Genomic DNA, 22,589 nt, shown 5'->3' on the forward strand with positions numbered 1-22,589 from the left:
AGGAACTGCTGCTCGACCGACCACACCGAGGTTCCGCGAACCCATCGGCGTATCTGTACGTCGGCAGCGCACACCTCGTCGGCGTCACCGCTGACAGCGAGGCCAAGACCATCACCTGGGACAAGATCGTGAGACAGAACTGCCGTGTCCCTCAAATGAGACAGTCGGGAAAGCGCAGGTCACCACAACGGAATGGGACATTCCAAATGCGGGCCTACATCCGTGACGTCCGTGCCGCGACCAAGGACGACCCACTCGCCCACGTCAGCGACGAGTGGTTTCACATCACGCTCTACCAACTGAGCCAGAAGCCCGCTTCCGAAATCCCGGAGGACGAACGGCAGGCCATTGTCGCCGCGCTGACCGAGCAGATGAAGACCCTCGCTCCCTTCACCATCACGGTCGGCAGCCCTCTCCCGTACGCCTCGGGCCTAATTTTCGATCTCGGTCCGGACGAGCCGCTGAATGAACTCCGGGCCGCCGCCACAAGCGCCTTCGAGATCGCGCTCGGACCCGAGGCCACCGCCTACGACACCGGCGTGCTCCACCTGACCGAGTCGTACGCCACCGCCGAGGTCAGCCTGGATCACTTCCACCAGATCCACCGACGCGTCCGACGTGTCCGCCCCAGCCACGCCCCCCTCCACATCGAGTGCATCACCCTGGTCGACGTCGTCGCCAACGACACTGAGAAGACCATCACCTGGCAGACTCTGGCGGAGATCCCACTGGGTGGCGTCCGGTGAGCACCGGAACGGTCGGCGAGAGACACGTCCAGCTCTTCGTCGAGCACGTCACGATCACCTACGCCCACAGTGGGGCCGACTCCGATCAAGTACAGCGGCTGCTATGTCGGGTGGGGCCACGGCACGCGCCGCTGCCCATCTCGGCTTTCGGCCTCGAAGACCTCACGCCCGACAGCAGCGAGAAAACGATCACGTGGAACACCTCGGTGCCATTGCACCGGGTTCTTCTCTCTGATGCAGGGCCGACCAGTCGTTCACATACCAGGGGGACGCGTGCCCGAAAAGCATGAGATAGCTGAGGCAATGATCCTCATTGACCGCGCACGTTCAGGCGTAGGACCCGTCCGCCTGCACCGCCTGTTCCGTGAGAATGATGTCGATGGTGCCGCCATGCAGCGCCTTGACACCGAACGGCAGGACGCTGAGGCGGATATGACGCTACTCCGGTGTTCGCCAACCGGGACCGATGTGGCCCAGGTGACCGCGCGCTACGCGTACGTCCACGCGCTGGCGGCCCGCGAGATCACGGCGGAGTCGGCCTTCGCCCCAGCGCGGCCGGGCCCTGTTGAGGCCGTATTGCTGGACTGGGCAGGAACGATGGCACACCTGGAGAGTGCTGAGGAATGGCTCTCGGGCGCCCTGGACGCGGCGGGCATCCCTGTCCCGGCACAAGATCGCCGTGCCTGGGCGCGGCAGGCGGAGGCGGCGGGTCTGCCGGGCGGTCGCCGGCCGGCGGATCTGTCCCCGCACAGTCTTGCGGCGTGGTGGCGGCAGCAACTGGACCCCAAGGCCCACCGGGACGTCTATCACCGTCTCCTGGACGAGGCCGGGCTGCCCTGGCCGGATGCCGCCGGGGCGCTGTACCGCAGGACGATGAGCGCCGAGGGATGGCGCATCGACCCGGCCGCGCGCCGCGCGATAGTCAGACTGTGCAGGGCCGGTATCCGGATCGGGGTGGTCAGCAACATCGGCTGGGACCTACGGCCCATCTTGCGTCAGCATGACCTGCTGCGATGGGTCTCCGACTGCGTAATGTCCTACGACGTTGCCGCAAGGAAGCCAAGCCCGGTCATTTTCCAAACGGCGTGCCAGCGGCTGGGGGTGCAGCCGCACCACACGCTGATGGTGGGCGACAACCCCGAAGCCGACCGTGGAGGTGAGGCGTTGGGAATGCGCACGATCATCCTGCCGTCGGCGCCGAGCGGGGACGAACGATGGCAGCCGGTACTGACGGCCGCTCTCGGGCCCAGTTCCGCCAGCAACTGACTGCGGCCAGCGCCGTAGCACGCGGCAGATTACTGGAGTCCGTTTCCCGGCTGCACCATGCAGCGATTCCGCGGCCAGGCACATCCCGCAGTCGGGGAAGAACGAGCCTGCACGCCCCCACCACCAGACCCGGAAACCCTCATTTCCTCGTGAATTCCCATCATGATCCGATGGAGTATTAATCTCAAACCCATGATGAGCCCGTCGATCTCGCCGTACGAATCACGCCGGTGGCGCGAACTCAACGCGCACTGGGCCAAGAAGGCGCAGCGCCGCGAGTTGGTACCGCCCAAGGCTCGTGCCGCCTTGGGCGCAGGTGGCGAGAGGACGAAGGGGCTTGCCACCCGCGCTGCTACTGCTGTTGCTGAGGTCACGCCGGAGTCGCTCAAGGAGTTCGGCATGCAGGCCACCGATGCGGCCCTCGCGCCGGCGGTCGGCGGAATCGTGCGAACGATCGAGCTCGTCAACGACTGGGTCGTCGAGCTCACCGACCCGCAGAAGGTGATTGACTTCCATCGCAGAAAGGGCCGGGACGTCGCATCGCTGGCGGACCTTCGCGAGCTCGACCTTGCCGATTTGGACGAGGTCGTGAGTCGGCTCGTGTTGCAGTGGCGGTCCTTCGGCGCGGCAGAGGGAGCCGCTCTGGGTGCATTGGCGATGGTTCCCTTCGCTGGCGGCGCGTTGGCGATTGCCGCCGATCTTCTGGTGATGCAGATCTTGATGAACGCGATTGCGACCAGAGTCTGCTACGCCTACGGATTCGATGCCAAGGACCCTGAACTCCAACACGTCGTTCGCCGGATGGCCACCCGCTCCTTCGGTATGCAGGCCACTAAGGCCACGACAGCGCGAAAAGCTAATCTCGCTGCTGCTGCGGCGAAGGGTCGGAAGAACTGGAGCAAGAAGCTTCGCCACGACCATCGGATCCTCGCCGCGCTAGAGAAACTGATGAAGCAGTGGAACGGCGTGCCCAACGTATCCGTGGGCAAAGCCGCCAAGGGCCTCCCCGTCGTCGCCGTCGTGGTATCGACTAGCGCCAACGCCTACGTGATCGGGGATGTTGCGAAGCAGGCGCGCCTCTACGCGCAGACGCTCTTCCTCGCAGAAAAATACGACCTCGAGTTGCCCCCGAACCTCACGAAGTTCGCCGACTTGGATGATGAGCCCGGCGACGACGAGGGCGAAGCGTCGTTGAGAATCACCTGACCCGGCATACGGTCGTGACTTCACCGGCGAACTTGTCGCCGGCACGACGGCTGCAGATCGTGACCGTTGGACACCTCGGCGGACCTGGACTGCTTGCTCCCAACCGACAACAGCATTGCTCGTCAGACCCGGATTCGGGTTTCCGCAGGAACCGATGCTCATCGACTCACGGACCCTACATTTGGGTGCGGTTCAGCTTCGGCGGCGTCCGGGCCGGTGACCGCGAAGGAGCCTAGCCGGTGGGTGTTGACCCCTGGGACGTCCACGGCGTTTCCTTCGGATCACCCGTCGCCGACACCCCCTAGAAGCACCGGATGGGGCCCGGATCCCGGGGTAAGGCGGCAGCGTGCTTCTCTTTCGCCTTCCGCTGCTGGTCCCTGCGCTGGGCATCCGCTCGAGCCTCGGGGGTAACGGGCTGGCCGAGGGTGATCGCTGCCGTTCCGGTGAGCGGGGTCAGCGCGTACCGGACGGGAGAACGGCTGGACTGCGTCGGCAGGTGCAAGCGGGCTACACCAGCCGGGAGTTCGGCACGCAGCGCTCCGTGCCAGCGGATCCACAGTGCTGGGTGCCCGCGGAGGGCCTCGTCGCGGAGCTTGTCCACGGCAGTACTGTCGTCCACGCGGTCGATCTCCACGGCGACGGGAGTACCGTCGTTGCGAACCAGGCGGAGATCCAGGTAGGACGACCAGGGCGGCGACCAGTAGGTGCGGCAGCCCCCGTTCAGCATGCGAGGCGGGTCGATGTAGCGCATCGGCGCCTCCCGTCTGCTCCGCCAGCCTGACGACTCCCCCCATTCCTCTACCGCGCGGGTGATGTACCCGGTCGCCTCCGTGCCGGTCAGGCCGGTGAAGGTGAAGCGGGTCTCGGACAGGTGCGCGCGTAAGGCAGCGGCGAGATTCTCGGACTCGCCAGCCGGCGTCGGGTCGAAGGCCATCCACCGATTCTCCGCCCATGCACTGACAACGGCCTGGGCATCACGGTCGGGCCCCGGCCCAGCAGTCGGATGCAATCCGGTCGCCGCCGCCCGTTGCGCAACAGATCGGCCCGGTCAGCCGCCACACCTCAGCACTCCGGACGCTCACAAGCAAGTTCGAGGTGTGATCCGGCCGCCTCGGCCCCTCTGGGAGGCAGTCAGGTCATGGCCACAGACCACGCCCCGCTGAGTGCCGGGATGAGCAAATCACCGTGGGGCTACTGGACTTGCGCACCGCAGGGAGGATAGGAGGAGTACATCTGCCGTACCGGGCGGGTGATCCATGGGTGTCAAGGAGAGGGGCCCGGCGTGCTCGATCTGCCGACGGACGAGGCTGTGGCTGCGGGGCATGTGGAAACGCAGGTGGATACCGGGGCGGACTCGGTCGTGCGGGTCCGTGTGGACTGGCAGGCGCCGGCAGGCGCGCATCCGCCGACGGCGGAGGGGACGTGGCATCTGGTGGCACCGGCCGGCCGGTCACTGATTGTTCCGGAGCCGGTTGTCCAGAGCGCGTCCGTCGTCGTTGCTGATGCCCGCGAGCACCCCAGCTGGCAGGCCGCGCAGGAGGGGCTGCGGGAGAGGGTGCGGTCGCTTCCCGTCGCCCGGGTCGTGGCCGCGGTGACAAGCAGCCGTTCAGCGCTGGTGTGGGTGCGCGTCCAGCCGCCCGCCGTGTGGGAACCGGCCGGCTATACGGTCATGGTCCGCAGCGACGAACCTGGGCCGGTGGGCCTGTACCCGTCGGTGATCTATGGCTGGATCAGGTGGTGGGCAGACCAGCAGACCGACATCCCGGAAGGCTTTCCCGCCGGCCTGCTGCAGCCCCGTCCGCCGGGCCGCATCGACGCCACCGTGCTCTCCGACACCTACCGGCTCGCCATCACCCCGGCCGACGCGTCCACCTCCTCCGTCCACCCGCACGATCCCACGGAGTGGCGCTGACCCGCCTGGCGCTGTGTGCTCGTCCCTCCGGGTTCTCCTCTTCTAGGCTGCCTGCGGCCTTGCTGGTAGCCCGCGGTCGAGCCACTCCAGGGCGGGGGCCAGCAGCATGCGGAAGTCGGGGGTCTCCATCGACGGCAGGTCCACCGTCACCCATACCTGTTGAGGTGTCGTCAGGGAGGTGACCAGGCGGCTGAGTGGTCCGCCGTCGTCGGGGAGGCGCTCGGTAAACAATGCGCGCGTAGCCGACACCGCGTCCGCTGTGCGCAGATACTCGGCGTCCGGCGTGTGCGTATACGGCGCGAGGGCGGTGAGCGTCGCCGGGTCGTCCAGCTGCTCATCGCGGTCGAGCGCAAACAGGATCAGTGCCAGGCTCTGCAGTGCGAGATGGCGCCTGTACTCCCACTCCTTCGTCAGCCACTGCGGCTCGATGAGCCGCGCGGCCCGGGCCACAGCGGCATCCCATCCAGGCTCGTCCCGGCCGATCGCCGAAACCTCTTCCGCTGCCGTGTGCAGGTTCGATCCCATGGCAGCACGGTAGCGATTCGACGACCACTCCAACAGGTTGACCAGCAGATCTCGCGCCGGGCAGGCGCTGTTCGCCGAGACGGACGCCCGGACGCAACGATCGCGTCAGATCGGTGCGGGACCTGCTCCTGTGTCACCCTGCTGCCGTGGCCATGAAGTGCATGGCCACACACAGGGGGTGGCGATGCCGCAGGGATCTCTGTTAGCAGACTTCGAGCGCCTGCGGGCCGTGACGAACGCACACCAACGGGGCCTGAAGTTGGAGCAGTTGCTGGAGCGGCTCTTCCAACAGGCGCACTTCCGTGTCGACCGCGATGCGGGCATCGCGGCGCCACGGCAGACAGACCTCGTGGCCCGCTACGGCGACGTGTGGTACTTGATCGAGGCGAAGTGGCAGAACGCTCCAGCCGACGTGGAGGTTTTCGACGCCGTCCTGCGGCGGTTGCAGCGGGCCGCATCGTCCCAGGTCGTCGGTGTGATCGTGAGCATGTCGGGGTTCACCGGCACGGTGATCGAGGAGGCAGTGAAGTGCCGCGGGCAGGAGCTGGTACTCCTTCTCGGTGAGGAGGAGCTGGCCGAGGTGCTTGCCGCGCCCGCGTCCGTGGCGGGTCTGCTGCACCGTAAACGGGAGCACCTCGTCACCCACGGCCGCGTACACCTGGCCGCCGGCGCCAAACCCCGACGGCGCAGACGGCGCCCCTCCACCGACCTGGCCGCTTCCGATCTCAGGCTGCTGGGCACCGACCTCGCACCGCTCCCGTTCGTGGCGGGCGACGGAGGATTCACCGACCTGGTGTTCGTCCAGGAGCTGCCGGACGTGGACTGGGTGCCGGCCGGCGGGAGCGGAGTGTGTCTCGATCTGCCGATCGGCGCTTTCGACGAGAACGGGCTCGCCGACCTCCTGTACGCCCTGGCCTCGCTGGGCTGGACCACCTCCCGGCCCCAGTGGGCGATCCAGCAGGCCACCCGCAACTGGCACGGCGTGGGCGCCCGTGAATTCCTCGACACGCTGCGCGCCTGGAAGGAGCGCTACGACAGCCTGGACGAGGACGATGTGCACCACACGGAGAAGGTGACCTACGTCGACACCTTCCCGGACGGAGGTTTCTACACACTGGCCGCCGACGTCTCCAGCCACCCCTCCCGCGTGGTCCAGCACTGCAACGTGTCGTTCCAGCTCACCAGCATCCCGCTGGACACCCAGCCGCTCCGTCACGTCTTCGAGCAGTTCGACGCCGTCGGCACCGGCTACTTCCGCCCTATGACAGCGAAGGCGGTCACGCGCGACTGGCTCCAGGAGCCGCTGCCGCTGGAAGTCGTCGGCTATCTCGTCTCCCACGACCCGTTCCCCTTCGACGAGCCGGACCCGGCCGACGACGAAGGCGCCGACCTGCCCAAGCCTCCCGACGAATGGGTGATCGGAATCCTGGCCAAGAACCCCTTCCGGGACACGGACGCGGCGACCGCCCCGAACGGCTGGCCGGGCCAGCTCCAGTCCAGCGGCATCATCGTGTGCAGCCTGCGCAGTCACCACCCGCTGCACGACCTGCCCAACGGCTACCACCTGTACGCATGGGAGCAGGCCCGTACGACGGACGCGCGCGTCCTCCGCCCCGAAGCCGACTGGTGATCGATTGCACAGACCAACCCGAGGGAGCACCCCCAAGATCCAGCCGGCCGGTGTGCCGCAGGGTACACACGGTCTCTCGTTCTCTCCCACTCGCGGAGTCCGGGAGGAGTCCGTCGGTACAGGGGCTGCGGCATGGGGTGGTTCGTTGACGGCCAACGCCTCCACACGCCAGGGGAGTACGGGCAAAGCGCGCGGTCTCGTAGGTTGAGCGGATGCAGCCGAAGAAGGTCAGAAATCCGGTAGCTTCCCGCCCTGACGAACTCCTCGCCGCCGTCATAGTGAACACAGTGCTCGACACGCACACCGTCGGCTGCGACGACAACACCGAAGATGGGAAGGTCGACTTCGACCTCGCCCCGCGAGGCAAAGGAGCGGCGACCATCGCGCTGGAGGTCTCCTCGCACCGCGACAGCAAGCTGCTGGCGGTCTGGAGCAGCCTGGACAAGCAGTACCGCGGGCAGGTGCTCCCGAATCTGTCCAAGGGCTGGTTCGTCGAGTTCACCGCCGACTCTCGTGTGAAAGGCGAGGCGGCGCGTCGGCTCGCCGATCTCCTGGCGGATTTCGAAGCCCGGGGCGTCGACCGAGTGAGCGTCCGGGAATGGGAGAGCCCGCACGACTGGTCTTCAGGAACACCGGGCGTCCAGCCTGTCAGCGACGTCACGGCCATCAGGAGCCTTGGCATCAACGCCGTCGCACAGATCGGGGAGAGCCCCGACGTGGCCGGGCGGATCTTCTACGGGAGTCTCGCGGCCGGCGTGGGGCGAGCCTCAGCGGAGGATGTGCCGCCCTACGTTGAGGAGTTCCTTGCGGGAAAGGCCGGAGCCAACAAGATCAAGAAACTGGGTGGGATCAAGGACAGGGAGCCGCACCTGTTCCTGTGGGCCGACAGCACGCACCTGAACATCAGCGTCGCACTGGACAACAGGTTCATTCCGCCGAGAGACCCCGGCGTCCCGACGGAAATTCGGGTGGTGTGGCTGTCAGGCTTCACCTCCGTCGACACCGTGTACCAGTGGGACCGCGAGAACGGGTGGAGAATCCACGACGTGACCGGTGTCGCAGCCTCGATCGACCGTGCCTCGTAGCCGAAGGGGCAGAACCACCGCTGGCGCCAACGGCTTCTCCCCCACGTCAGGACGCGCACGTTCGCTGCCCGGTGCGGCCTGACGCGAACAATCGGGATTCGCCTGTGGGCCGGTCGGATCGCAACTCGCCAGGCCAGCACCCCGAAGGCGCATGTACGTCATCCAACACCCTGGCTTCACCGTTCAGTTGAAGTCGTGCAGCGCCCTGCCGCCGGACGGGGGCTCAGCCCAGTCGGCGTCACCGGCAGTAACGCCAGCGCCTCCGATCGTCGCTCGGGAGGGGTTACGCAAGCAGAGCGGCGGTGAAGCGGGACAGGTACCGGGGATCGGACTGTGCGCCGTAGGGCCTGCTGGTGACGAGGAAGTCGCGCTCGACTGCTACATCAGCGCCGATGGGCAGGCCGGCGTACGCGAGCGCGTTGCGTACGCGCCAGACGTCCAGCCGGGGGTTGGCCGTGGTGTGCCCCTCGGCGCACACGAAGGTGACCGCCGGGCCGTCCACGCGCAGCGACCCACCTTCGCAACCATCGCAGGTGTCGCACTTGATCGGCCTGATGGCGTCGGTGGAGACCACACTGACGTAGCGGCCAACCGAGATGGTCAGCGCTCCGGGGGAAGGAACCGGTACCGGCGTTCGCCGGATGACGGCCTCATCCAGACCGCTGATCCTTTCGTGCAGCCGGCCCACGGCCGCCCACAACGCTGGGGGCCATCCCTCTGCGTCGCCCATCGGGTCGCCCGGCGCCTCCTGCCAGCTCTTCAGGTCCGTCCACAAGGTGTCCAGCGTGTCGGGACCGTAGCCGTTGCCCAGGACGCCGGCGGTCGTTCCGGCCGCTTCGATCCGCCGGCTCAGCTCGTGCGGTTCTTCGCCCTGGTCGCTCAGGGCCTCGGCCACGGCCGCCGGAGGGATGGACTCCGGGGGCTGCTCACGCTCGACCGACAGCGTGAGCAGGATGAAGGCGAGCGCCTTGAGGCCGTTGGGGCGCTCATCCCAGCTCGGTGCGAGAAGTTGGGCGGCGCGCGCCACGGCGGCCCGCCACACGTCCGGCGCCGTGGTGGGCAGCAGGTAGGCCATCTCGTCCGGCAGCGTCCGATGGGGCAGGACAACCGTCATACGGTGACTCCAAGCGGGTCGGATGAAATGTCAACGAGGCGCCGAGCTCGGCGAGTTCAACCGGCTCAGGTTACAGCGCGCACTCGCGCCCGCACTGCGTTCCATGGCCAGACTCGTGCCCAGCACGATGCCCTGCGACACCTCCCTGACACCCGGCCCCCACGGAGGACCATCACAAGAGCCGGTCACAGCAGTTACCCCTTGCCGGACCGGCCGGCCCGTGCAGTCGGCACCGGTGCTGAGGCCGTGCGCGGTCCGTCTGTCCAGGGCCGTCATAGGCTGATCACCCTCACCGTGAGGGAGTGGCCGGTCGGAAGCAGTGCCCTTCGGGCACGCCCCCGGGGCTCGTCCCGCACCAGCCCGGCCAAGACCGCCTCCGCCGCCTCGCCGTCCGTCACGTCGACGGCAACGCTGTACCGGGTGGACAGGTCATGGACGGCCAGCGTGTGCACATGCGCTTCGACGTTGCGGGCCCATGGGACAACGGCCCTCAGGACAGCGATGGTCCCGCGCGTGGTGGTGGTCCGCTGTGGAAGAACGCTGTCGGGGATGGGTGTGGCTCCTTTCGAGGGATGGCCTCACCTGTGCGAACTGCGGATTGGCGCGTACCCAGAAGATCAGCTTGGGTGCCGGGAAGGGCATCGCCGGGACCCGCAGCACGCGTCGTGTCGATCACGACCAGCACTCGCGCGTGACCTGCTGGTTCCGAAACCATCTCCGTGGCCGCCAGCCGGGCCAACCTGGCAAATGCCCAGCTCAGCCTGTCCCTCGAAAGGAACTACACCCTTCCGAGAATCACGCCAGAGCGCCTCGACCGGTGCAGAGCGCCGGCCTAAAGACGGAATTCCGAGGAATGCAGCACCGCGAAGTCCTCAGCGGCGGTCCACAGGCCGTCCAGCAGCCGCTCGGCATGAGCGAGCATCTGGTCCACGAGTTCCGTCAAGGGTTCGCCGAACACGGCCACGATGTACTCGTCGCCGGGACTGCCGACCGTCAGGGTCTGCCGGAATTCAAGGCCCGGAGCGACCCGGTGGGCGAGGATGTTCCGGCGTTCCAGCAGCACCTTGTAGCCCGGATCCAGCGGCAACTCGGTGAGGGCCTTCGCCAGGTCCTCAGCAGGCCATGCGCTCGCGTACGCCTTGGCTGTGGACTCCAGCGTGATCTTCTTGCGCTTGTCAGAGGCGGCTAGCGTGAACTCATGACCAGCGGGAGCGATAGCCGACCCGATGAAGTACAGGCCGTAGGCCGAACTCTCCACGGCCGAGTTCAGGCCGACGACGAGATCGAACAGCAGCGTCTGTATCTGGTACCGCCACAGCGGCTTCCCCTGCGCTGAGCGGCCCGTGAGAGGAACGAGGGCCTCGGCTGCCTCGCGTGCGTTCCGGTGCCGGTACACCGCTGCGTACAGGGCGGAAGTCGCTTCCCACCGGGCGTCATCGACGACGCGAGAGGGCGTGCGGACCACTGCCTCGTAGAAGGCGTGGTCGATCTGCTCGCGCGGGAAGCCGAGGACAGCGTCAGCCGCGATCTGGGTGTTCAGCACAGCCCGATGCTGCCACCGAACAGGGGCTCCGGGGCTCCAGTTGGACAATCTCTGCTCGGATCAGCGGACTCTCACTCCAACAGTGGCTCCGCATCCTGCCACTGCCGCACGAACTCGATGCCCTTCGGCGTCAGGACGTACGTGTGCTCCATCTCTTGGTGACCGACCCTGAGGCCACCGCTCGGTCCGAGACCCTTGCGAATGAGACCATCCTTGAGTAGATGAGAGAGGAGCAGGCCCATCCCCCTGTGGACCGTCCATTGCCGCATGCCAGGGTCCGGCGGGACGGGCATGCCGTTGGCCATGCCGTACCGCTGGGCCACCGCGTCCTCCAGCACCCGGCGCTCCAGGTCGCTGTAACGACCGTTGAGTACGGCGAGGTTGGCCTTGTAGCGCAGGACCGACGCCTTCGGGATCTTCTTCTCCACGTCGTACAGCGTGTGGTGGTTCGGGCAGAGGGCGATCAGGTTGTCGAAGGTGTGTTCCTTCACCTTCGACCAGGGCTCGATGTGGGCAATCTCCACCGTGGCTATCCGGCAGACCGGAATGGCGCACGCGTATCCGGCTTCCTCCAGCACCTCGCGCCGCAGAGGGGTAGGGATCTTGGTGCGGTCCTCGGCCATCCAGGCACCCTATCGGGGGAGTTCAGGCTCTCGTGCGGAATCTCGAAGAGTGTGGCTCCTTTCGAGGGACGGCCTCACCTGTGCGAACTGCGGATTGGCGCGTACCCAAAAGATCAGCTTGGGTGCCGGGAAGGGCATCGCCGGGACCCGCAGCACCCGTCGTGTCGATCACGACCAGCACTCGCGCGTGACCTGCTGGTTCCGAAACCATCTCCGTGGCCGCCAGCCGGGCCAACCTGGCAAATGCCCAGCTCAGCCTGTCCCTCGAAAGGAACTACACCCGTCGGGGATCGCGGCATTCGTCACCGCCACGATCTCCACACCGTCGCGGACACCGCGCACCGAAGTGCCGTGACGGCCGGTGAAGACCGGCTGGAGCAAGGGGACCTCACCCAGCACGGCGGCAACGCGGTCGACGGCGGAACGCTGATCGGCCACGGTCAGCTGATGCGGGGTGTGCAGACGGACGAAGGGCTGCTCGCCGAGTTCACACACGACATGAACCTGAACGAGGTTGCCGGCCGATCCCAAGATGTGTGCTGCCGTCTCCAGCTGCTGGATGAGAGCCCCCATGGGGACAGTCTGCCCGATCCCGCCGGCGCGGGCCCTTGCCGAGGCGTTCAGCCCGAAGGCGAAGCTCAGAGGCTGGATCGCCGCGGTGCTCACGCTTCAGTCTGCGAAGCGCATTCCTGCCGGTTGGCCGGCGCCTGATCCGCAAAAGCCTGCCCTCCCGCTTCTCGGCCCTCGCCGCCGTCCACGGTCGTCAGCCGTTGGCCTGCTGAGCGACACCACGGCAGCCGCAGGCAGGGACCAGCAGTCCTCCACCTCATGAGAGCTTGCAGGTACAGGGCCCCAGGCGGCGCTCCGCCTTCCGGCCACGTTCGCCACTTGGTCCCCGCGGCGGCGTGCTGATCGTCTACCGTCTGTGAGAGGGGTGCCGACGAACTGCTCCGAGAGGCCCACAACGCGCCAGTCCTACAGACTCGTTCGGGCCGTGCCTGGTTGAAGTCCCTTGGGAGAAGCCGATGATGACGTTGACCCGCGAAGGCGAGTTCACCGCGGTTCACAGCCAGCAGGTCCTGCCGTCCTGGCACGAATGCCGCCATCCCCACGGGCACCTGTGGACGGTACGGCTGGAGGTCGTGGCGAAGGACGACCTCACCGAGGACGAATCGGTCGCGGTGCACACCGCTCTGGCCGAGTTCGACACCTGGGTCGACACTGAGCTGGCCCACCAGTACCTGAACGAGCTGGACGACTCCCTGACGGGAAACTGCGGCCCTTGGGAGCTGGGCCGGTGGGTCTTCGCCACCTGGTCCGATCGCGTGCCTCACCTTGCCGCGGTGCACGTACAGGGCCCGCTCAAGGACGGTCGGTCGCGCGGATCAGTCCCGGGCGGCGAGCGGTACGAGGTCACCTACCGCCCTGAGGACGACCCTCGCTACGGGCGGTACCCGCTGCACAACGACGCCATCGAGGTCGCCGAGGTCGTGGCGTCCTGGGGTGAGGTGTGGATGGGCCCCGAAGGAGCCCGCACGGTGGAGACGGTCAGAAACGTCACGGTGCGCTTCGTCGAAGGCCACCAGCCTTACGCCCGTTGGCACGGCGGGAACGTCCTGACCGACTTCGCCGCCCCCGACGCCCAGTTGCTGCGCGTGGAGTCGGTCTCTTTCGAGTACCGGCACACGACGTGGCCCGCGCCGGTGTGGTGGTCCGGTATCGCAGACGCGGAGACTCTGTACGCCAACGAGAGCGGCCAGGTCATCGAGCCCCGTCGCGAGCGATCACTGGCCACCATGGGCATGGGCGAGGGGGTTCCCGGGTGGGTGCGGTCGCTGGAGCGGGCCCACCGCCCCGCAGCAGAGGAGGTGCCACCTCCGCCGCCCTCGGCTGCTCGCTCCTGAACACGGTGTGCATCGTCAGGGACGATTCCGAGCAACGGCCCAGCGTACGCGAGCCCGGCAATTGACAGGGTTTCAGTCGTCAAGCTCTGGCCTCGGCTTACGCGTCCTCCGAGCGGCTGGTGCGTTGCCCGAGGACGACCAGAACCGGCGTGCCGCCGTCCGGGGAGGGCCGGTAGGCGACGCCGTAGTCGCGGGCGAAGCGGTTGGCCTCGGCCTCGGAACCGCTGAGCCGGTGCAGGTAGAGCCCGTAGGCGACCGAGGCGATCTGCGTGTCGTTCAGGTACAGCCGCCAGCGGTTGTCCGCCCGGCTGAAGGACGCGGCGTGCACGCGCTCGACGAGCCCGTCGGCCGAAGCGGTAGCCAGTGCGCGGGCGAGGCCGACGAAGACGCGCACCGCACGCATCTGGGCCGGGCGCAGTTCCACCAGCCGTTCACCCGGGCCGGGTTGAGGCCCATCGGACACTTCCAGCGGGCAGGCGTGAGCGTACGCGAGAGCGTCGCGGCCATGAGGGGTTAATCGCGCCGCCCAGCGCACCGGCCGGGAGGTGAGGACGGAGAGTTCGGCGCGGATCCCCCTGTCCGCCAATTCGACCAGTCCTTCGCGCATCGCCGCCTCCGCACTCCGCTGGAGGGACACGGGCACTGCATCGTCCAGCACCCACGCATCCTGCGCGCTTCGCGCGTGCTCACGCAGCGCGTCCAGCACTGCGATCTTCTTCTCCGAGCCCCTCATCCCCGCCTCGCCTCCTCGAGCCTCGATACCTCGCCGCCGGGAACCCATCGTCCTTGATCGCAGACCGAAGTGCGCCGTGTCCCCTTCGCCTTCATACCTGTGAGGGACGGGTGTCGTCGGCACGGCCACCTTGGCCACGGCGGTTGACCACGACTGGCCGGCACTGCTCCGATACCGATCGCGGATCCCTGTCGTCCCCGTCGAGCGGGACGCGCGGAGGGTCACGGCAGCCCGTTCGTCCTCACCGCTCGTTTTCACGCAGCCTGGGCCGGGGCTCTTCGCTGGATCGGCGTCGTCCTCGGCTCGCGCTTCGTCTCCATGCTGTCAGGGAGTCTCGGGCGGAGTGGCCAGGAGCCAGAGTGTCATCTCGGACAGAATGTTCGGCTGGGGAGGCCAGGTCGCCGGCAGTTTGCGTCCGGTCGGGGCGCCTGCATCCAGCAGGTCGGCACCGGGAGCGCAGATGGCAGCGAGCAGTCCGGTGAACAGTTGCATGCTGTAGGTGTGTTGAGCCGTCTCGGCGTCGGTGGCGGAGCGGGGCCGCTTACCGCTGTTCACAGCGGCAGCGTCGTCGTAGTACGCCTGGGTTGTCTTCACCGCGTCGAGCAGGTCGTCCCCGGTGAGGAACAGGGTGAGCTTGGTGATGTCCTCCAGCATGCCGGCGGGATCGCCGTAGTTGGAGGTGAGCAGCAGCTCGGCGTCCGCGGGGCCGTGGTCGCTGACATCGTCGAGGCAGGCCAGGAGCAGGTGGATGGTGCCGTTGTCGTCGATGACCATGCCGAGGCCGGGGGCGGGCATCGTCGTGGGGAGGTTGACGGGGGCGCGGTCGCCGGCGGTTTCCTGGAGCGGCATCGTGGTCAGGATGCTGTGGCGACCGCCGTTGCGCCAGGCTCCCAGAGCGGCGATGCGGGCGCCGTCCCACAGGGCCGTCCGCGGCGGGGTGTCGTACTTCGCTTTCAGATAGGCGGAGACGAGCCGCCTCGGTACCCAGCACCACGGCTGCCAGTCCTTGTGTTCCCGGGCACGTAGTTCCTCCAGGTGCGCGAAGATGCCGGGATACTTCTGGTTGGCCTGGGTCTCCAGCCGGTGCCAGTGTGCTGCCGCCTCCCGGTAGATGTGGGCGATGCGCCGTTGGCCGGCGTCGAGCTGGTGGTCGAGCGCAGGGTCGAAGACACCGTGCGAGACCTTCTTGGAGGTAGCGGCGAACTCTGGTGACGGCTTGGACCAGTCGTCGGGCGCGCCCACCGCGCTCATCTTCTGGGCGGCGCGCTCGGTGATGTCGCGGCGTGTGGTGTCGGCGTCAGGCGTGGTGGCAACCTGGACCCCGCGCTTCTTCGCCTTGAGTTCCTTCAATGCCTGGGTGACGGCGGCTTGGGGCCGCTGTTCGGACAGCGTCGTGGTGTCCGCGGTCAGGGCGTACCAGGCGGCGACCACGGTGCGCAGTGGGACGGCCGAGTAGAGCAGGCCGGACGACAGTTCCTCCTTCGGCTGGAGCAGGCGCGTGTCGAGGCGGGGCAGGAAGGACAGGTGCAGGTCGAAGTCGGGGTTCATCGGGATCAGCCGGCCCCGGGCCGCGGCGTCCGGCTCCTGGGCTTCGTCCGGCAGCGCCGTCCACCAGGTCAGATGTACTCCGGGGCCGAAGCCGTCCATCGGCGGCCCCCAGGTGGCCGCGATCACGGGATGCGGCCCGATCGTCATCAGCGGATCCTGCCGGGAGAAGGCCAGCATGCCGGAGGGGGCGGGCAGCACGTCCGCGGTGAACGGCAGGGGAATCGACTGGTCCTGCCCGACGGTGCGGGCCGCCTGTATCAGGTCACTGTCCATCGCGAACGTCACGCCGTCGGCGACCCGCTTGCTCTCCGCCGCGACCAGGGACTCTGCCTGGTGCGAGCGGGCGCGCGCCGACCAGGAGGCAGGCATGGTGAAGCTGTGCCCCTGGGCCATGAGCCAGCTCCAGACCTCCTGGCCGAACGGGGCGCGCAGGAAGGTCAGCGTCTCGCGCCGCAGAGTTGCGGCCTGGTCGGCAAGCGGATGCACAGGCATGAACGAACTGTAGAGCTCCACCCCGCGCGGTCAGACAATTCGTTCCCGGGCCCGTCGAGTTGAGTCGCAGTTGCCTCGGGTGGGGCGACCTCTCTCACCCGCGGCCTACGACTGACGACGGCACATACCAGCGCGCCACCAACTCGTTGGGCCGGTCGGGAAGACAACCGCGATGGGAGTCGCAGGCAGAAGCACTCCCGCTTCACCGCTCGCGGTGACACCCCGCCCACAGCGATGGCAAAGTTGCTGACCGAGGAACTCTGCCGCGCCAACCACCAGCTCGGCACGCGAACAGGACGACATCCCGAGAACGGAGTTGACGGTGACCGCGCAGACCACGACGGCGACCAGGGCCTGGGACGACGCCGTGCGCCGCGCCACGGCCGTGGCCAACAGCGAACGGCCCGGCGGGATGGACGAGGACTGCTGGGATGACGTCGCCATCCGCGACATCATCGCCACGGTTCTCTACGCCCTGCACCTGCGCACCGGCACCGAGGCCGACACGGTGCCATGGTCATCGGTGCTGTGGTGGCTGCACGATGACGAACGCGTCGTCTCCCTGGTCGAGGACACCGTGCCCGGCGCCGCCCAGGCCCTGGCCGAGACCACGGCAGGAACAGAGGAAGCGGTACTGGACCGGTGGCGGTGGTTGAACCGCACCTGGGATCCCGACGCACCCGTCCGGCGCCTCAACCGGCCGTCCTCCACCGGGGGCACGCTCCGGCAGACCGGGCACGACCGGTTCGGCAGCCCCGTGGCCGTGGCGGAGCCCCGTTGGGACGGTTTGAGCCGAGCAATCGCGGGCGGCGTCCCGGACCCCGCACTCGAAGTCTGCACACACTGGGCCGCGGGCGCGGTCGCCTCCGTCCTCAGCGCGGAGTGCAATGGCTTCGCCATCTACCAGCGCGTCCACGTCATGGCCGGCGACTTCGCCGGCCGGCGCGGCTACGTCCAGGACCTCGGCTGGATCATCGACGACGAAGAACAGCAGCTGACCGGCCCGGCGGGATACATCGTCGACCTGGACGGCACCGAAGGCACCACGCCGATCGACGCCGAGGACCTGAAGGCAATACGCGACGACCGATGGGCACGGCGCCCTGCGGGCACCCTCAAGGACGGGTCACTCCCAGGCTGGGGCACTCCGCTGCCCCCGAGCCCCTCATGCGGCGAGGACCTGGAGGAACTCCTGGGCCGGGCCGGCAACCCCGACGCCGTACCGGAGGAACTCCGGCAGAGCATCCGAGACGCGCACAGCCACCACCACCTCGACATACGGCGCCTCGCCAGACCGCGCCCCCACCGCGCTACCGCCCAACTCCTCCTCCACTGGTACCAGTTGACCGACCGCTACGTAGACGGTCCGGACGGCCGTGCGGAGTTGTGGGAAGTGGTGCTGACGGAACATCTGCGGGACGAAGCACCGACCCGCCTCCTGGCCACGAACGAACAGGCGGCGAAGGCGCTCGCCGAGCATCACACCGGACTGAAGCTGTGACACCGCTAGGCGACGCTCCCCGCACCACGAACTGCGCACCGAGCGACACAGTGATCACCGGCCGCACGTAGAGTCCATCGGATGAGCGGTGACGGACGATGGCACAAACACGGCAGCCGGGTCCTACACGCGGGCGGCCCGCAGGATCGCATCCGCCTGACCGTGGATGAGGCCGTACGGCCCGACGGTGCCACGGTGCCACGGTGCCACGGTGCCACGGTGCCACGGTGCCACGGTGGATTATCCGCATGTCGCCGCCCCCGGACTTCTCTGAACTAGAGATCTTTAACGGCGTGGGTTACGTGGGGCCGTGACGGTTGATGTGGGCTGCGCTATGCCGGAGGGATGAGGTACCCGGATGGCGGTGGGCTGACGGCCGAGGAGCGGGATCGGGGTGAGCGGGTCCGGCTTGCGGCGGCTGACTTGATCGAGGCGGGGGCGTCTGGTCACACCTGAAACGGTCCCTGGCGAACCTCGCCGAACACAGTCTCGACCAGCTCACCGCACTGGTGAAGACCCGACTGAAACGAATGCAGTACCGACCTCACCTCTTCGAAGGGCTCGTCGCCAAGACCGGACTCGACCTCGAACCGCCATAAACCCATGCATTGAAGATCTCTAACTCCCTTCCAGCTCATCCGGAATGCGGGGGAGCTGAGGAGGTCGTTCCCCAGGAGCAATCTCAGGGCGTGAATATCCGCCGCTCTTCGGAGAAACCCCCTTGAGTAGGTAGATAAGATTTCCGACAGCATCTGGAAAATCATGGAGGTCGTTATATTCTAGCGCCGTCTCGACTTCAGTCAGAAGCCTACTCAAGTCTTCATCAGCGGCTCTCTCTGCCGTCTCGATTAGTTTATTTAGGCGCCCCGTCGTTTCCATTTCTTGAAGCATGCCCTGAAGGGTCTCATTTTCTTCAGTGACCATGAATTCGAGAGCGCGAGGAAGGTATTCCCTCCAGCCTTCCTCGATGCCCCAAGAGGGTAGCTCAGATTCTCGCCAATTCAGTAGAGTCTTCATCAGGAATAGGAGCCACGCCAGAGCCTTCCTGCGAGCTGCCACCATCCTCTGGGTGACATTCCGGGTCCCGACGAGCGTATAGTCCACAGTAGCTGAGGCGGTAGCGCCAATTATTGCAAAACTCGCAGTTTCATACCACTCGCCATGCAGACCGATGCCGCTGAAAGCAGCGCCTGTGGCGCCAGCGGCAATACTCCTCAGGACGGCATTTCTATTATGCGACTTCCCTTGAATTTGCTGTGCAGTGAGGCCGATTTCAATTTCTCGCAGCATTGCATCGCGGGCATAATTTTGTGCATCAGTTGGAGGCCCCGTCGGGTCGTTCAATATGTGACCCGTGGCCAATTGGAAATTCCTTGCGAAGGCTTCCGCGCGATTCTCGCTCGCAGGAAATTGCGCATAATCGAGCGCCACTTTTCCTCGCTCGGTTTTAGCGGCATCAAGTGCCCACTCCCGCAAGCGATCTTGGAAGGAGTCTCGTTCCGGTCCTCGGAAATCGGGATACCTTACGCCACGCGTGATCCATCGTCGCGCCAGCTGGCCTAATTTCTTACTGAACCCCTCAGGATCCCGTGATATCGGGGTCTTCATTAAGACCCTGCGCATTATCGAGGCGGCCTCCCTTACCTGCTGAGGATGCGCTTCGGAATTCGCCATCAGAAGAGCCCAGAGGACAGACTTCTGAATCAGATACTTAAACCATTGGCGCTGAGTCCAAGTTCTCAGGCCCCACTTGGCAGTTTTAAAGGTTCTGGACAGGGCACGCCCGCCGGTGAGATCGGTCACGGCTCATACTGTAGTGACTCTCCCGAACCTGGGGATAGCATTTCGTCACCCGCACCGTTAAAGATCTCTAGAGTCCGTCTTCAAACGGATCTTGCCCAGAGCAGAAATGATGCGAGGGTGACCGTTGCTTCGTAGGAGGTGGCGGTCTTCTCGTATCGGGTGGCGATGCCGCGGAAGCCTTTGAGCCGGGTGAAGCAGCGTTCGACGATGTTGCGTTGACGGTAGATCTGCCGGTCGAACAAGAGGTCGGGCACAGATGCTGTCGCCATCTGCCTTATTCGACGCTTCGGCGGGCGTGGACGCGAGTCTCGAACGACTGCACCACGGCCCCGCACAAGAGACGGAAGCCGTGGAAGCGTTGCTTGGGAAACTCACCGCGGCGGATGGCATTCCGCTCGTCCATCCACTGCTCCACGTACCGCTCCCGCTCCCCAGCCGGCAGCACCAGACCGATCACTCTCAGCTTCACGCCAACCCGGGACTCAGCTTGCCTACTCAGCGGCAGGATCCGTTGCGGGCGTAGCCTCAGAGTCATCGTTACTGCATCGGGGATGTCCAGTCCACGGTCTACGAGCTCCCCAACTTCTTCACGATCTACGATCGCTCTGGCCTTTTCGAGGGCTGCATTAAGGGGGAGGCCCGCCAACAGCTGGTTCCTCGTGGCTTCGATCGTCTTCCGACGACGTTCGTCCTCCGTCCAACCTGTCCACTGCCGTTCGATCATGCCGTCCCCGTCCAAGTTCAGTCGACGCTTCGGCGGGCGTGGACGCGAGTCTCGTACGACTGCACCACGGCCCCGCACAGGAGACGGAAGCCGTGGAAGCGTTGCTTGGGAAACTCACCGCGGCGGATGGCATTCCGCTCGTCCATCCACTGCTCCACGTACCGCTCCCGCTCCCCAGCCGGCAGCACCAGACCGATCACTCTCAGCTTCACGCCAACCCGGGATTCGGGGTTCTTGCGCAAGGCCGCCAGCTGTTCAGATACTTCCTGGAAACTCGGAGGAGGGGTGCCCCGGAGCATGGACAGCAGCGTGCGAAACTCCTGCCACAGGGAAGATGCGTCCTGACGCTTCTCGTCGAGCTGGCGGCTCTTAGTCACTCGCTTGAGGGCCCTTCCGCTACGCAAGCCGTCACCGTAGCCCCGGCTAGCGTGGCGGCAGCAGCTGTGAATACAACGTCCATGGAGAAGACCTGTCGATCTTTCAGGAGTCGGTAGCCGGTTTCCCGGTCAGGCGAGCAGAAGTCTGGCCGCCCTTGTACGCGGCCGCCAGAGCTAGCCGAGCTGCCTCCGCACCATCCTCGGTGAACCGGTAGTAGCGCCGACGCGGCCGAGGCGGGTCCGCCTCGGCGTGCTCGTCGGCTGCCTCCCAGAAGCTCTCCACGATGCCCGCGCGCTCCAGCCGCGCCAGGATCGGGTGGATCGTGCCGCTCGGCAGGCCCACCGCCTGCCCTACTTCGAGTCCGTACTGGGCTCGTGTCGGGTGCTGGAGCAGCTCTCGCATCACCAACTGCGTCTGCAGTGTCATCCGAAGTCCGCTCATACCTGCACTGTACCTGGGTTCGACATTAGAGCTCTACCTAACTTGACACCTCTCAGCAGCATCACTCTTTCTCTACCTAGGTTGTTCTCTGGTGTACTCTCCGTGGAAGGCATCGGAGAGGACGGATGCATGGACGGGCACGAGACGAAGAGTGGCGGCATGGGTGACAAGCGGGACTGGGACCTGCGGTTGGACCGCGCAGGACTGGTAGTGAGGGCGGGTCGGCATCTACAGCTGTCCGTGTCTCTGGCGATGATCTGGTGGCTACTGACCATGGCCGGGGTGGTGTCGAGCCCGTACTGGGGGCCGATCGTGCTCTAGGTCCGTCTTCAAACAGATCTTGCCCAGAGCAGGAATGATGCGAGGGTGACCGTTGCTTCGTAGGAGGTGGCGGTCTTCTCGTATCGGGTGGCGATGGCGCGGAAGCCTTTGTGTCGGTTGAAGCAGCGTTCGGGATGGACACGTGCTGGCCGGGCCGGAGGAACTCGTTGATCGGCTTGAGGACAGGCTTCGAACGAACAGCGCGTCTCTCTGCGCTACGAAGGTGTCACGTGGGGGGCAAGACGGGTGGCAGGGCTGCCCCTGCGATCTCTGCCAGGCTGTCCAACAGGGGCAAGAGTGTGACGAGTCGGGTGGCGGGACGGCTGTCCCAGCCGGCGACGGCGTCCCGAATCTGCTCGACGATTCCGGGATCGGCGCGGAACAGCACTTCTTCGTGCCGGTTCAGTTGGTGGAGTGCGTCATCGATGTCGCCCAGGTCCGCGCCGTCGTCGCGTGCGATGGTGGGGACCGGGCCGAGGACGTGACTGGCAGCGAGGTTGTGCAGCGAGACGTAGACAGCCCACGCCGCGCGCCGAGTTTCCTCGTCCATGGCTGTCACCCTATCCGTGGGTGCCCGACCAGGAGGAGCGCGGCCACGCTTCCGGCCTCTGTGATCGCGCCCGCGCGTACCGCCTTGATCGCCTCCTGCAGCGTCCGCCGCTGCACGGTCATCCCGGCCTCCGTGCCGTCCCGGCGCTGTGTGCCGGTGCGCAGATCGGTGGCGAGGAACAAGTGCGTGCGCGCGGCGGTGACCGCTGGCAGCGGGTCGATGACCCCGAGCGGATGAACGTTGCCCGCGACGAGCCCTGTTTCCTCCTCTAGCTCCCGCAACGCGGCGTCACGCGGGCGTTGGCCGCCGCAGCCGCCGCCGGGCACGTGAAGGACGCGGCGTCGCTGGAGGTAGAAGTCGTCCTCCACCAGAATGACGCGTCCTTGCTCATCGAGAGCGACGATGCGGACTCCGTCATCGGCTGCGACGTGCTCGTATGTGCCGAGGCTCCCATCCGGGCGGAGCACCGAATCACGGAGCAAGGAGATATACGGCCCCCGATGGACCACCTCGCTTGATATCTCTTGCCATCCCATGATCGCCG

The 22,589-nt window shown here is 66.6% G+C and carries 24 protein-coding genes; 9 read left to right on the forward strand and 15 right to left on the reverse strand.

Features of this window, described 5'->3' with window-relative positions; genetic code table 11:
• The first annotated feature begins 206 nt into the window (after positions 1-206).
• The 3 genes from OG241_RS06575 to OG241_RS06585 all read left to right on the forward strand — a co-directional run bounded on the left by OG241_RS06575 (position 207) and on the right by OG241_RS06585 (position 3,218).
• Positions 207-746, forward strand: coding sequence for a 2'-5' RNA ligase family protein (locus tag OG241_RS06575; RefSeq protein WP_405814233.1), 540 nt, complete (start codon positions 207-209; stop codon positions 744-746).
• A gap of 303 nt (positions 747-1,049) precedes the next feature.
• Positions 1,050-2,012, forward strand: a complete 963-nt coding sequence (locus tag OG241_RS06580; protein ID WP_405814234.1) for an HAD family hydrolase — start codon at positions 1,050-1,052, stop codon at positions 2,010-2,012.
• A gap of 192 nt (positions 2,013-2,204) precedes the next feature.
• Positions 2,205-3,218: an EcsC family protein gene (locus OG241_RS06585; protein ID WP_405814235.1), complete on the forward strand. Its 1,014-nt coding sequence runs from the start codon at positions 2,205-2,207 to the stop codon at positions 3,216-3,218.
• Positions 3,219-3,519: 301 nt separating this feature from the next.
• Here the strand turns inward: OG241_RS06585 and OG241_RS06590 are convergent, their stop codons facing one another.
• On the reverse strand, positions 3,520-4,152 hold the full coding sequence (locus OG241_RS06590; protein WP_405814236.1) for a hypothetical protein: 633 nt from the start codon (positions 4,150-4,152) through the stop codon (positions 3,520-3,522).
• A 348-nt stretch (positions 4,153-4,500) separates the two neighbouring features.
• Here OG241_RS06590 and OG241_RS06595 point away from each other — a divergent pair, with 348 nt between their 5' ends.
• The gene (locus tag OG241_RS06595) at positions 4,501-5,130 is read left to right on the forward strand and encodes a hypothetical protein (RefSeq protein ID WP_405814237.1); all 630 of its coding nucleotides are present in this window, start codon (positions 4,501-4,503) and stop codon (positions 5,128-5,130) included.
• A gap of 42 nt (positions 5,131-5,172) precedes the next feature.
• Here OG241_RS06595 and OG241_RS06600 read toward each other — a convergent pair whose 3' ends face one another.
• Positions 5,173-5,655, reverse strand: coding sequence for a hypothetical protein (locus OG241_RS06600; RefSeq protein WP_405814238.1), 483 nt, complete (start codon positions 5,653-5,655; stop codon positions 5,173-5,175).
• Between the two features lie 229 nt (positions 5,656-5,884).
• On the opposite strand from OG241_RS06600, the gene OG241_RS06605 reads away from it, so the two are divergent.
• Both OG241_RS06605 and OG241_RS06610 read left to right on the forward strand, forming a co-directional pair.
• Positions 5,885-7,285 carry a restriction endonuclease gene (locus OG241_RS06605; protein WP_405814239.1) on the forward strand — a complete coding sequence of 467 codons (1,401 nt, stop codon included), beginning with the start codon at positions 5,885-5,887 and terminating at the stop codon, positions 7,283-7,285.
• Between the two features lie 212 nt (positions 7,286-7,497).
• Positions 7,498-8,370 (forward strand): hypothetical protein, encoded by an 873-nt coding sequence (locus tag OG241_RS06610; RefSeq protein WP_405814240.1) that lies wholly within the window; start codon positions 7,498-7,500, stop codon positions 8,368-8,370.
• A gap of 283 nt (positions 8,371-8,653) precedes the next feature.
• Here OG241_RS06610 and OG241_RS06615 read toward each other — a convergent pair whose 3' ends face one another.
• The 4 genes from OG241_RS06615 to OG241_RS06630 form a co-directional block, all read right to left on the reverse strand.
• A complete protein-coding gene (locus OG241_RS06615; RefSeq protein ID WP_405814241.1) occupies positions 8,654-9,484 on the reverse strand; it encodes a hypothetical protein in 831 nt (276 codons plus the stop codon).
• 832 nt (positions 9,485-10,316) lie between these two features.
• Positions 10,317-11,027, reverse strand: coding sequence for a hypothetical protein (locus OG241_RS06620; protein ID WP_405814242.1), 711 nt, complete (start codon positions 11,025-11,027; stop codon positions 10,317-10,319).
• A gap of 71 nt (positions 11,028-11,098) precedes the next feature.
• Positions 11,099-11,650 (reverse strand): HNH endonuclease, encoded by a 552-nt coding sequence (locus OG241_RS06625; protein ID WP_405814243.1) that lies wholly within the window; start codon positions 11,648-11,650, stop codon positions 11,099-11,101.
• Positions 11,651-11,902: 252 nt separating this feature from the next.
• Positions 11,903-12,316, reverse strand: a complete 414-nt coding sequence (locus tag OG241_RS06630; RefSeq protein ID WP_405814244.1) for a hypothetical protein — start codon at positions 12,314-12,316, stop codon at positions 11,903-11,905.
• A 359-nt stretch (positions 12,317-12,675) separates the two neighbouring features.
• Between OG241_RS06630 and OG241_RS06635 the strand changes: the two genes are divergently transcribed.
• Positions 12,676-13,554: a 6-carboxytetrahydropterin synthase gene (locus OG241_RS06635; RefSeq protein WP_405814245.1), complete on the forward strand. Its 879-nt coding sequence runs from the start codon at positions 12,676-12,678 to the stop codon at positions 13,552-13,554.
• A 97-nt stretch (positions 13,555-13,651) separates the two neighbouring features.
• On the opposite strand, the gene OG241_RS06640 is transcribed toward OG241_RS06635, so the two are convergent.
• Both OG241_RS06640 and OG241_RS06645 read right to left on the reverse strand, forming a co-directional pair.
• Positions 13,652-14,287: a DUF6417 family protein gene (locus tag OG241_RS06640; protein ID WP_405814246.1), complete on the reverse strand. Its 636-nt coding sequence runs from the start codon at positions 14,285-14,287 to the stop codon at positions 13,652-13,654.
• A 324-nt stretch (positions 14,288-14,611) separates the two neighbouring features.
• Complete coding sequence (locus tag OG241_RS06645; RefSeq protein ID WP_405814247.1) at positions 14,612-16,327, reverse strand: hypothetical protein; 1,716 nt, start codon at positions 16,325-16,327, stop codon at positions 14,612-14,614.
• A gap of 322 nt (positions 16,328-16,649) precedes the next feature.
• Here OG241_RS06645 and OG241_RS06650 point away from each other — a divergent pair, with 322 nt between their 5' ends.
• On the forward strand, positions 16,650-17,828 hold the full coding sequence (locus OG241_RS06650) for a hypothetical protein (RefSeq protein ID WP_405814248.1): 1,179 nt from the start codon (positions 16,650-16,652) through the stop codon (positions 17,826-17,828).
• Between the two features lie 618 nt (positions 17,829-18,446).
• Here the strand turns inward: OG241_RS06650 and OG241_RS06655 are convergent.
• The 5 genes from OG241_RS06655 to OG241_RS06675 form a co-directional block, all read right to left on the reverse strand.
• On the reverse strand, positions 18,447-19,631 hold the full coding sequence (locus OG241_RS06655; protein WP_405814249.1) for a hypothetical protein: 1,185 nt from the start codon (positions 19,629-19,631) through the stop codon (positions 18,447-18,449).
• 80 nt (positions 19,632-19,711) lie between these two features.
• The gene (locus OG241_RS06660; RefSeq protein ID WP_405814250.1) at positions 19,712-19,900 is read right to left on the reverse strand and encodes a transposase; all 189 of its coding nucleotides are present in this window, start codon (positions 19,898-19,900) and stop codon (positions 19,712-19,714) included.
• Between the two features lie 5 nt (positions 19,901-19,905).
• Positions 19,906-20,355: a hypothetical protein gene (locus OG241_RS06665; RefSeq protein WP_405814251.1), complete on the reverse strand. Its 450-nt coding sequence runs from the start codon at positions 20,353-20,355 to the stop codon at positions 19,906-19,908.
• 17 nt (positions 20,356-20,372) lie between these two features.
• Positions 20,373-20,732: a hypothetical protein gene (locus OG241_RS06670; RefSeq protein WP_405814253.1), complete on the reverse strand. Its 360-nt coding sequence runs from the start codon at positions 20,730-20,732 to the stop codon at positions 20,373-20,375.
• A gap of 103 nt (positions 20,733-20,835) precedes the next feature.
• A complete protein-coding gene (locus tag OG241_RS06675) occupies positions 20,836-21,174 on the reverse strand; it encodes a helix-turn-helix transcriptional regulator (RefSeq protein ID WP_405814255.1) in 339 nt (112 codons plus the stop codon).
• A gap of 129 nt (positions 21,175-21,303) precedes the next feature.
• On the opposite strand from OG241_RS06675, the gene OG241_RS06680 reads away from it, so the two are divergent.
• Positions 21,304-21,495 carry a hypothetical protein gene (locus OG241_RS06680; RefSeq protein ID WP_405814256.1) on the forward strand — a complete coding sequence of 64 codons (192 nt, stop codon included), beginning with the start codon at positions 21,304-21,306 and terminating at the stop codon, positions 21,493-21,495.
• 226 nt (positions 21,496-21,721) lie between these two features.
• Here the strand turns inward: OG241_RS06680 and OG241_RS06685 are convergent, their stop codons facing one another.
• Positions 21,722-22,045 (reverse strand): hypothetical protein, encoded by a 324-nt coding sequence (locus OG241_RS06685; RefSeq protein WP_405814257.1) that lies wholly within the window; start codon positions 22,043-22,045, stop codon positions 21,722-21,724.
• Positions 22,046-22,050: 5 nt separating this feature from the next.
• Positions 22,051-22,512 carry an NUDIX domain-containing protein gene (locus OG241_RS06690; protein WP_405814258.1) on the reverse strand — a complete coding sequence of 154 codons (462 nt, stop codon included), beginning with the start codon at positions 22,510-22,512 and terminating at the stop codon, positions 22,051-22,053.
• Positions 22,513-22,589 lie beyond the last annotated feature (77 nt).

This window comes from Streptomyces sp. NBC_01390 (assembly GCF_045040105.1).
GTDB lineage: Bacteria > Actinomycetota > Actinomycetes > Streptomycetales > Streptomycetaceae > Streptomyces.

What these genes read in the sequence shown, in the direction of transcription:
- OG241_RS06600 (WP_405814238.1), bottom strand. Translation starts at nt 5,655, where the DNA reads ATGGGATCGAACCTGCACACGGCAGCGGAAGAGGTTTCGGCGATCGGC.
- OG241_RS06680 (WP_405814256.1), top strand. Translation starts at nt 21,304, where the DNA reads ATGGACGGGCACGAGACGAAGAGTGGCGGCATGGGTGACAAGCGGGAC.
- OG241_RS06660 (WP_405814250.1), bottom strand. Translation starts at nt 19,900, where the DNA reads ATGGCGACAGCATCTGTGCCCGACCTCTTGTTCGACCGGCAGATCTAC.
- OG241_RS06640 (WP_405814246.1), bottom strand. Translation starts at nt 14,287, where the DNA reads ATGAGGGGCTCGGAGAAGAAGATCGCAGTGCTGGACGCGCTGCGTGAG.
- OG241_RS06585 (WP_405814235.1), top strand. Translation starts at nt 2,205, where the DNA reads ATGATGAGCCCGTCGATCTCGCCGTACGAATCACGCCGGTGGCGCGAA.
- OG241_RS06590 (WP_405814236.1), bottom strand. Translation starts at nt 4,152, where the DNA reads ATGGCCTTCGACCCGACGCCGGCTGGCGAGTCCGAGAATCTCGCCGCT.
- OG241_RS06575 (WP_405814233.1), top strand. Translation starts at nt 207, where the DNA reads ATGCGGGCCTACATCCGTGACGTCCGTGCCGCGACCAAGGACGACCCA.
- OG241_RS06665 (WP_405814251.1), bottom strand. Translation starts at nt 20,355, where the DNA reads ATGATCGAACGGCAGTGGACAGGTTGGACGGAGGACGAACGTCGTCGG.
- OG241_RS06580 (WP_405814234.1), top strand. Translation starts at nt 1,050, where the DNA reads ATGATCCTCATTGACCGCGCACGTTCAGGCGTAGGACCCGTCCGCCTG.
- OG241_RS06675 (WP_405814255.1), bottom strand. Translation starts at nt 21,174, where the DNA reads ATGAGCGGACTTCGGATGACACTGCAGACGCAGTTGGTGATGCGAGAG.
- OG241_RS06685 (WP_405814257.1), bottom strand. Translation starts at nt 22,045, where the DNA reads ATGGACGAGGAAACTCGGCGCGCGGCGTGGGCTGTCTACGTCTCGCTG.
- OG241_RS06645 (WP_405814247.1), bottom strand. Translation starts at nt 16,327, where the DNA reads ATGCCTGTGCATCCGCTTGCCGACCAGGCCGCAACTCTGCGGCGCGAG.
- OG241_RS06615 (WP_405814241.1), bottom strand. Translation starts at nt 9,484, where the DNA reads ATGACGGTTGTCCTGCCCCATCGGACGCTGCCGGACGAGATGGCCTAC.
- OG241_RS06610 (WP_405814240.1), top strand. Translation starts at nt 7,498, where the DNA reads ATGCAGCCGAAGAAGGTCAGAAATCCGGTAGCTTCCCGCCCTGACGAA.
- OG241_RS06635 (WP_405814245.1), top strand. Translation starts at nt 12,676, where the DNA reads ATGATGACGTTGACCCGCGAAGGCGAGTTCACCGCGGTTCACAGCCAG.
- OG241_RS06625 (WP_405814243.1), bottom strand. Translation starts at nt 11,650, where the DNA reads ATGGCCGAGGACCGCACCAAGATCCCTACCCCTCTGCGGCGCGAGGTG.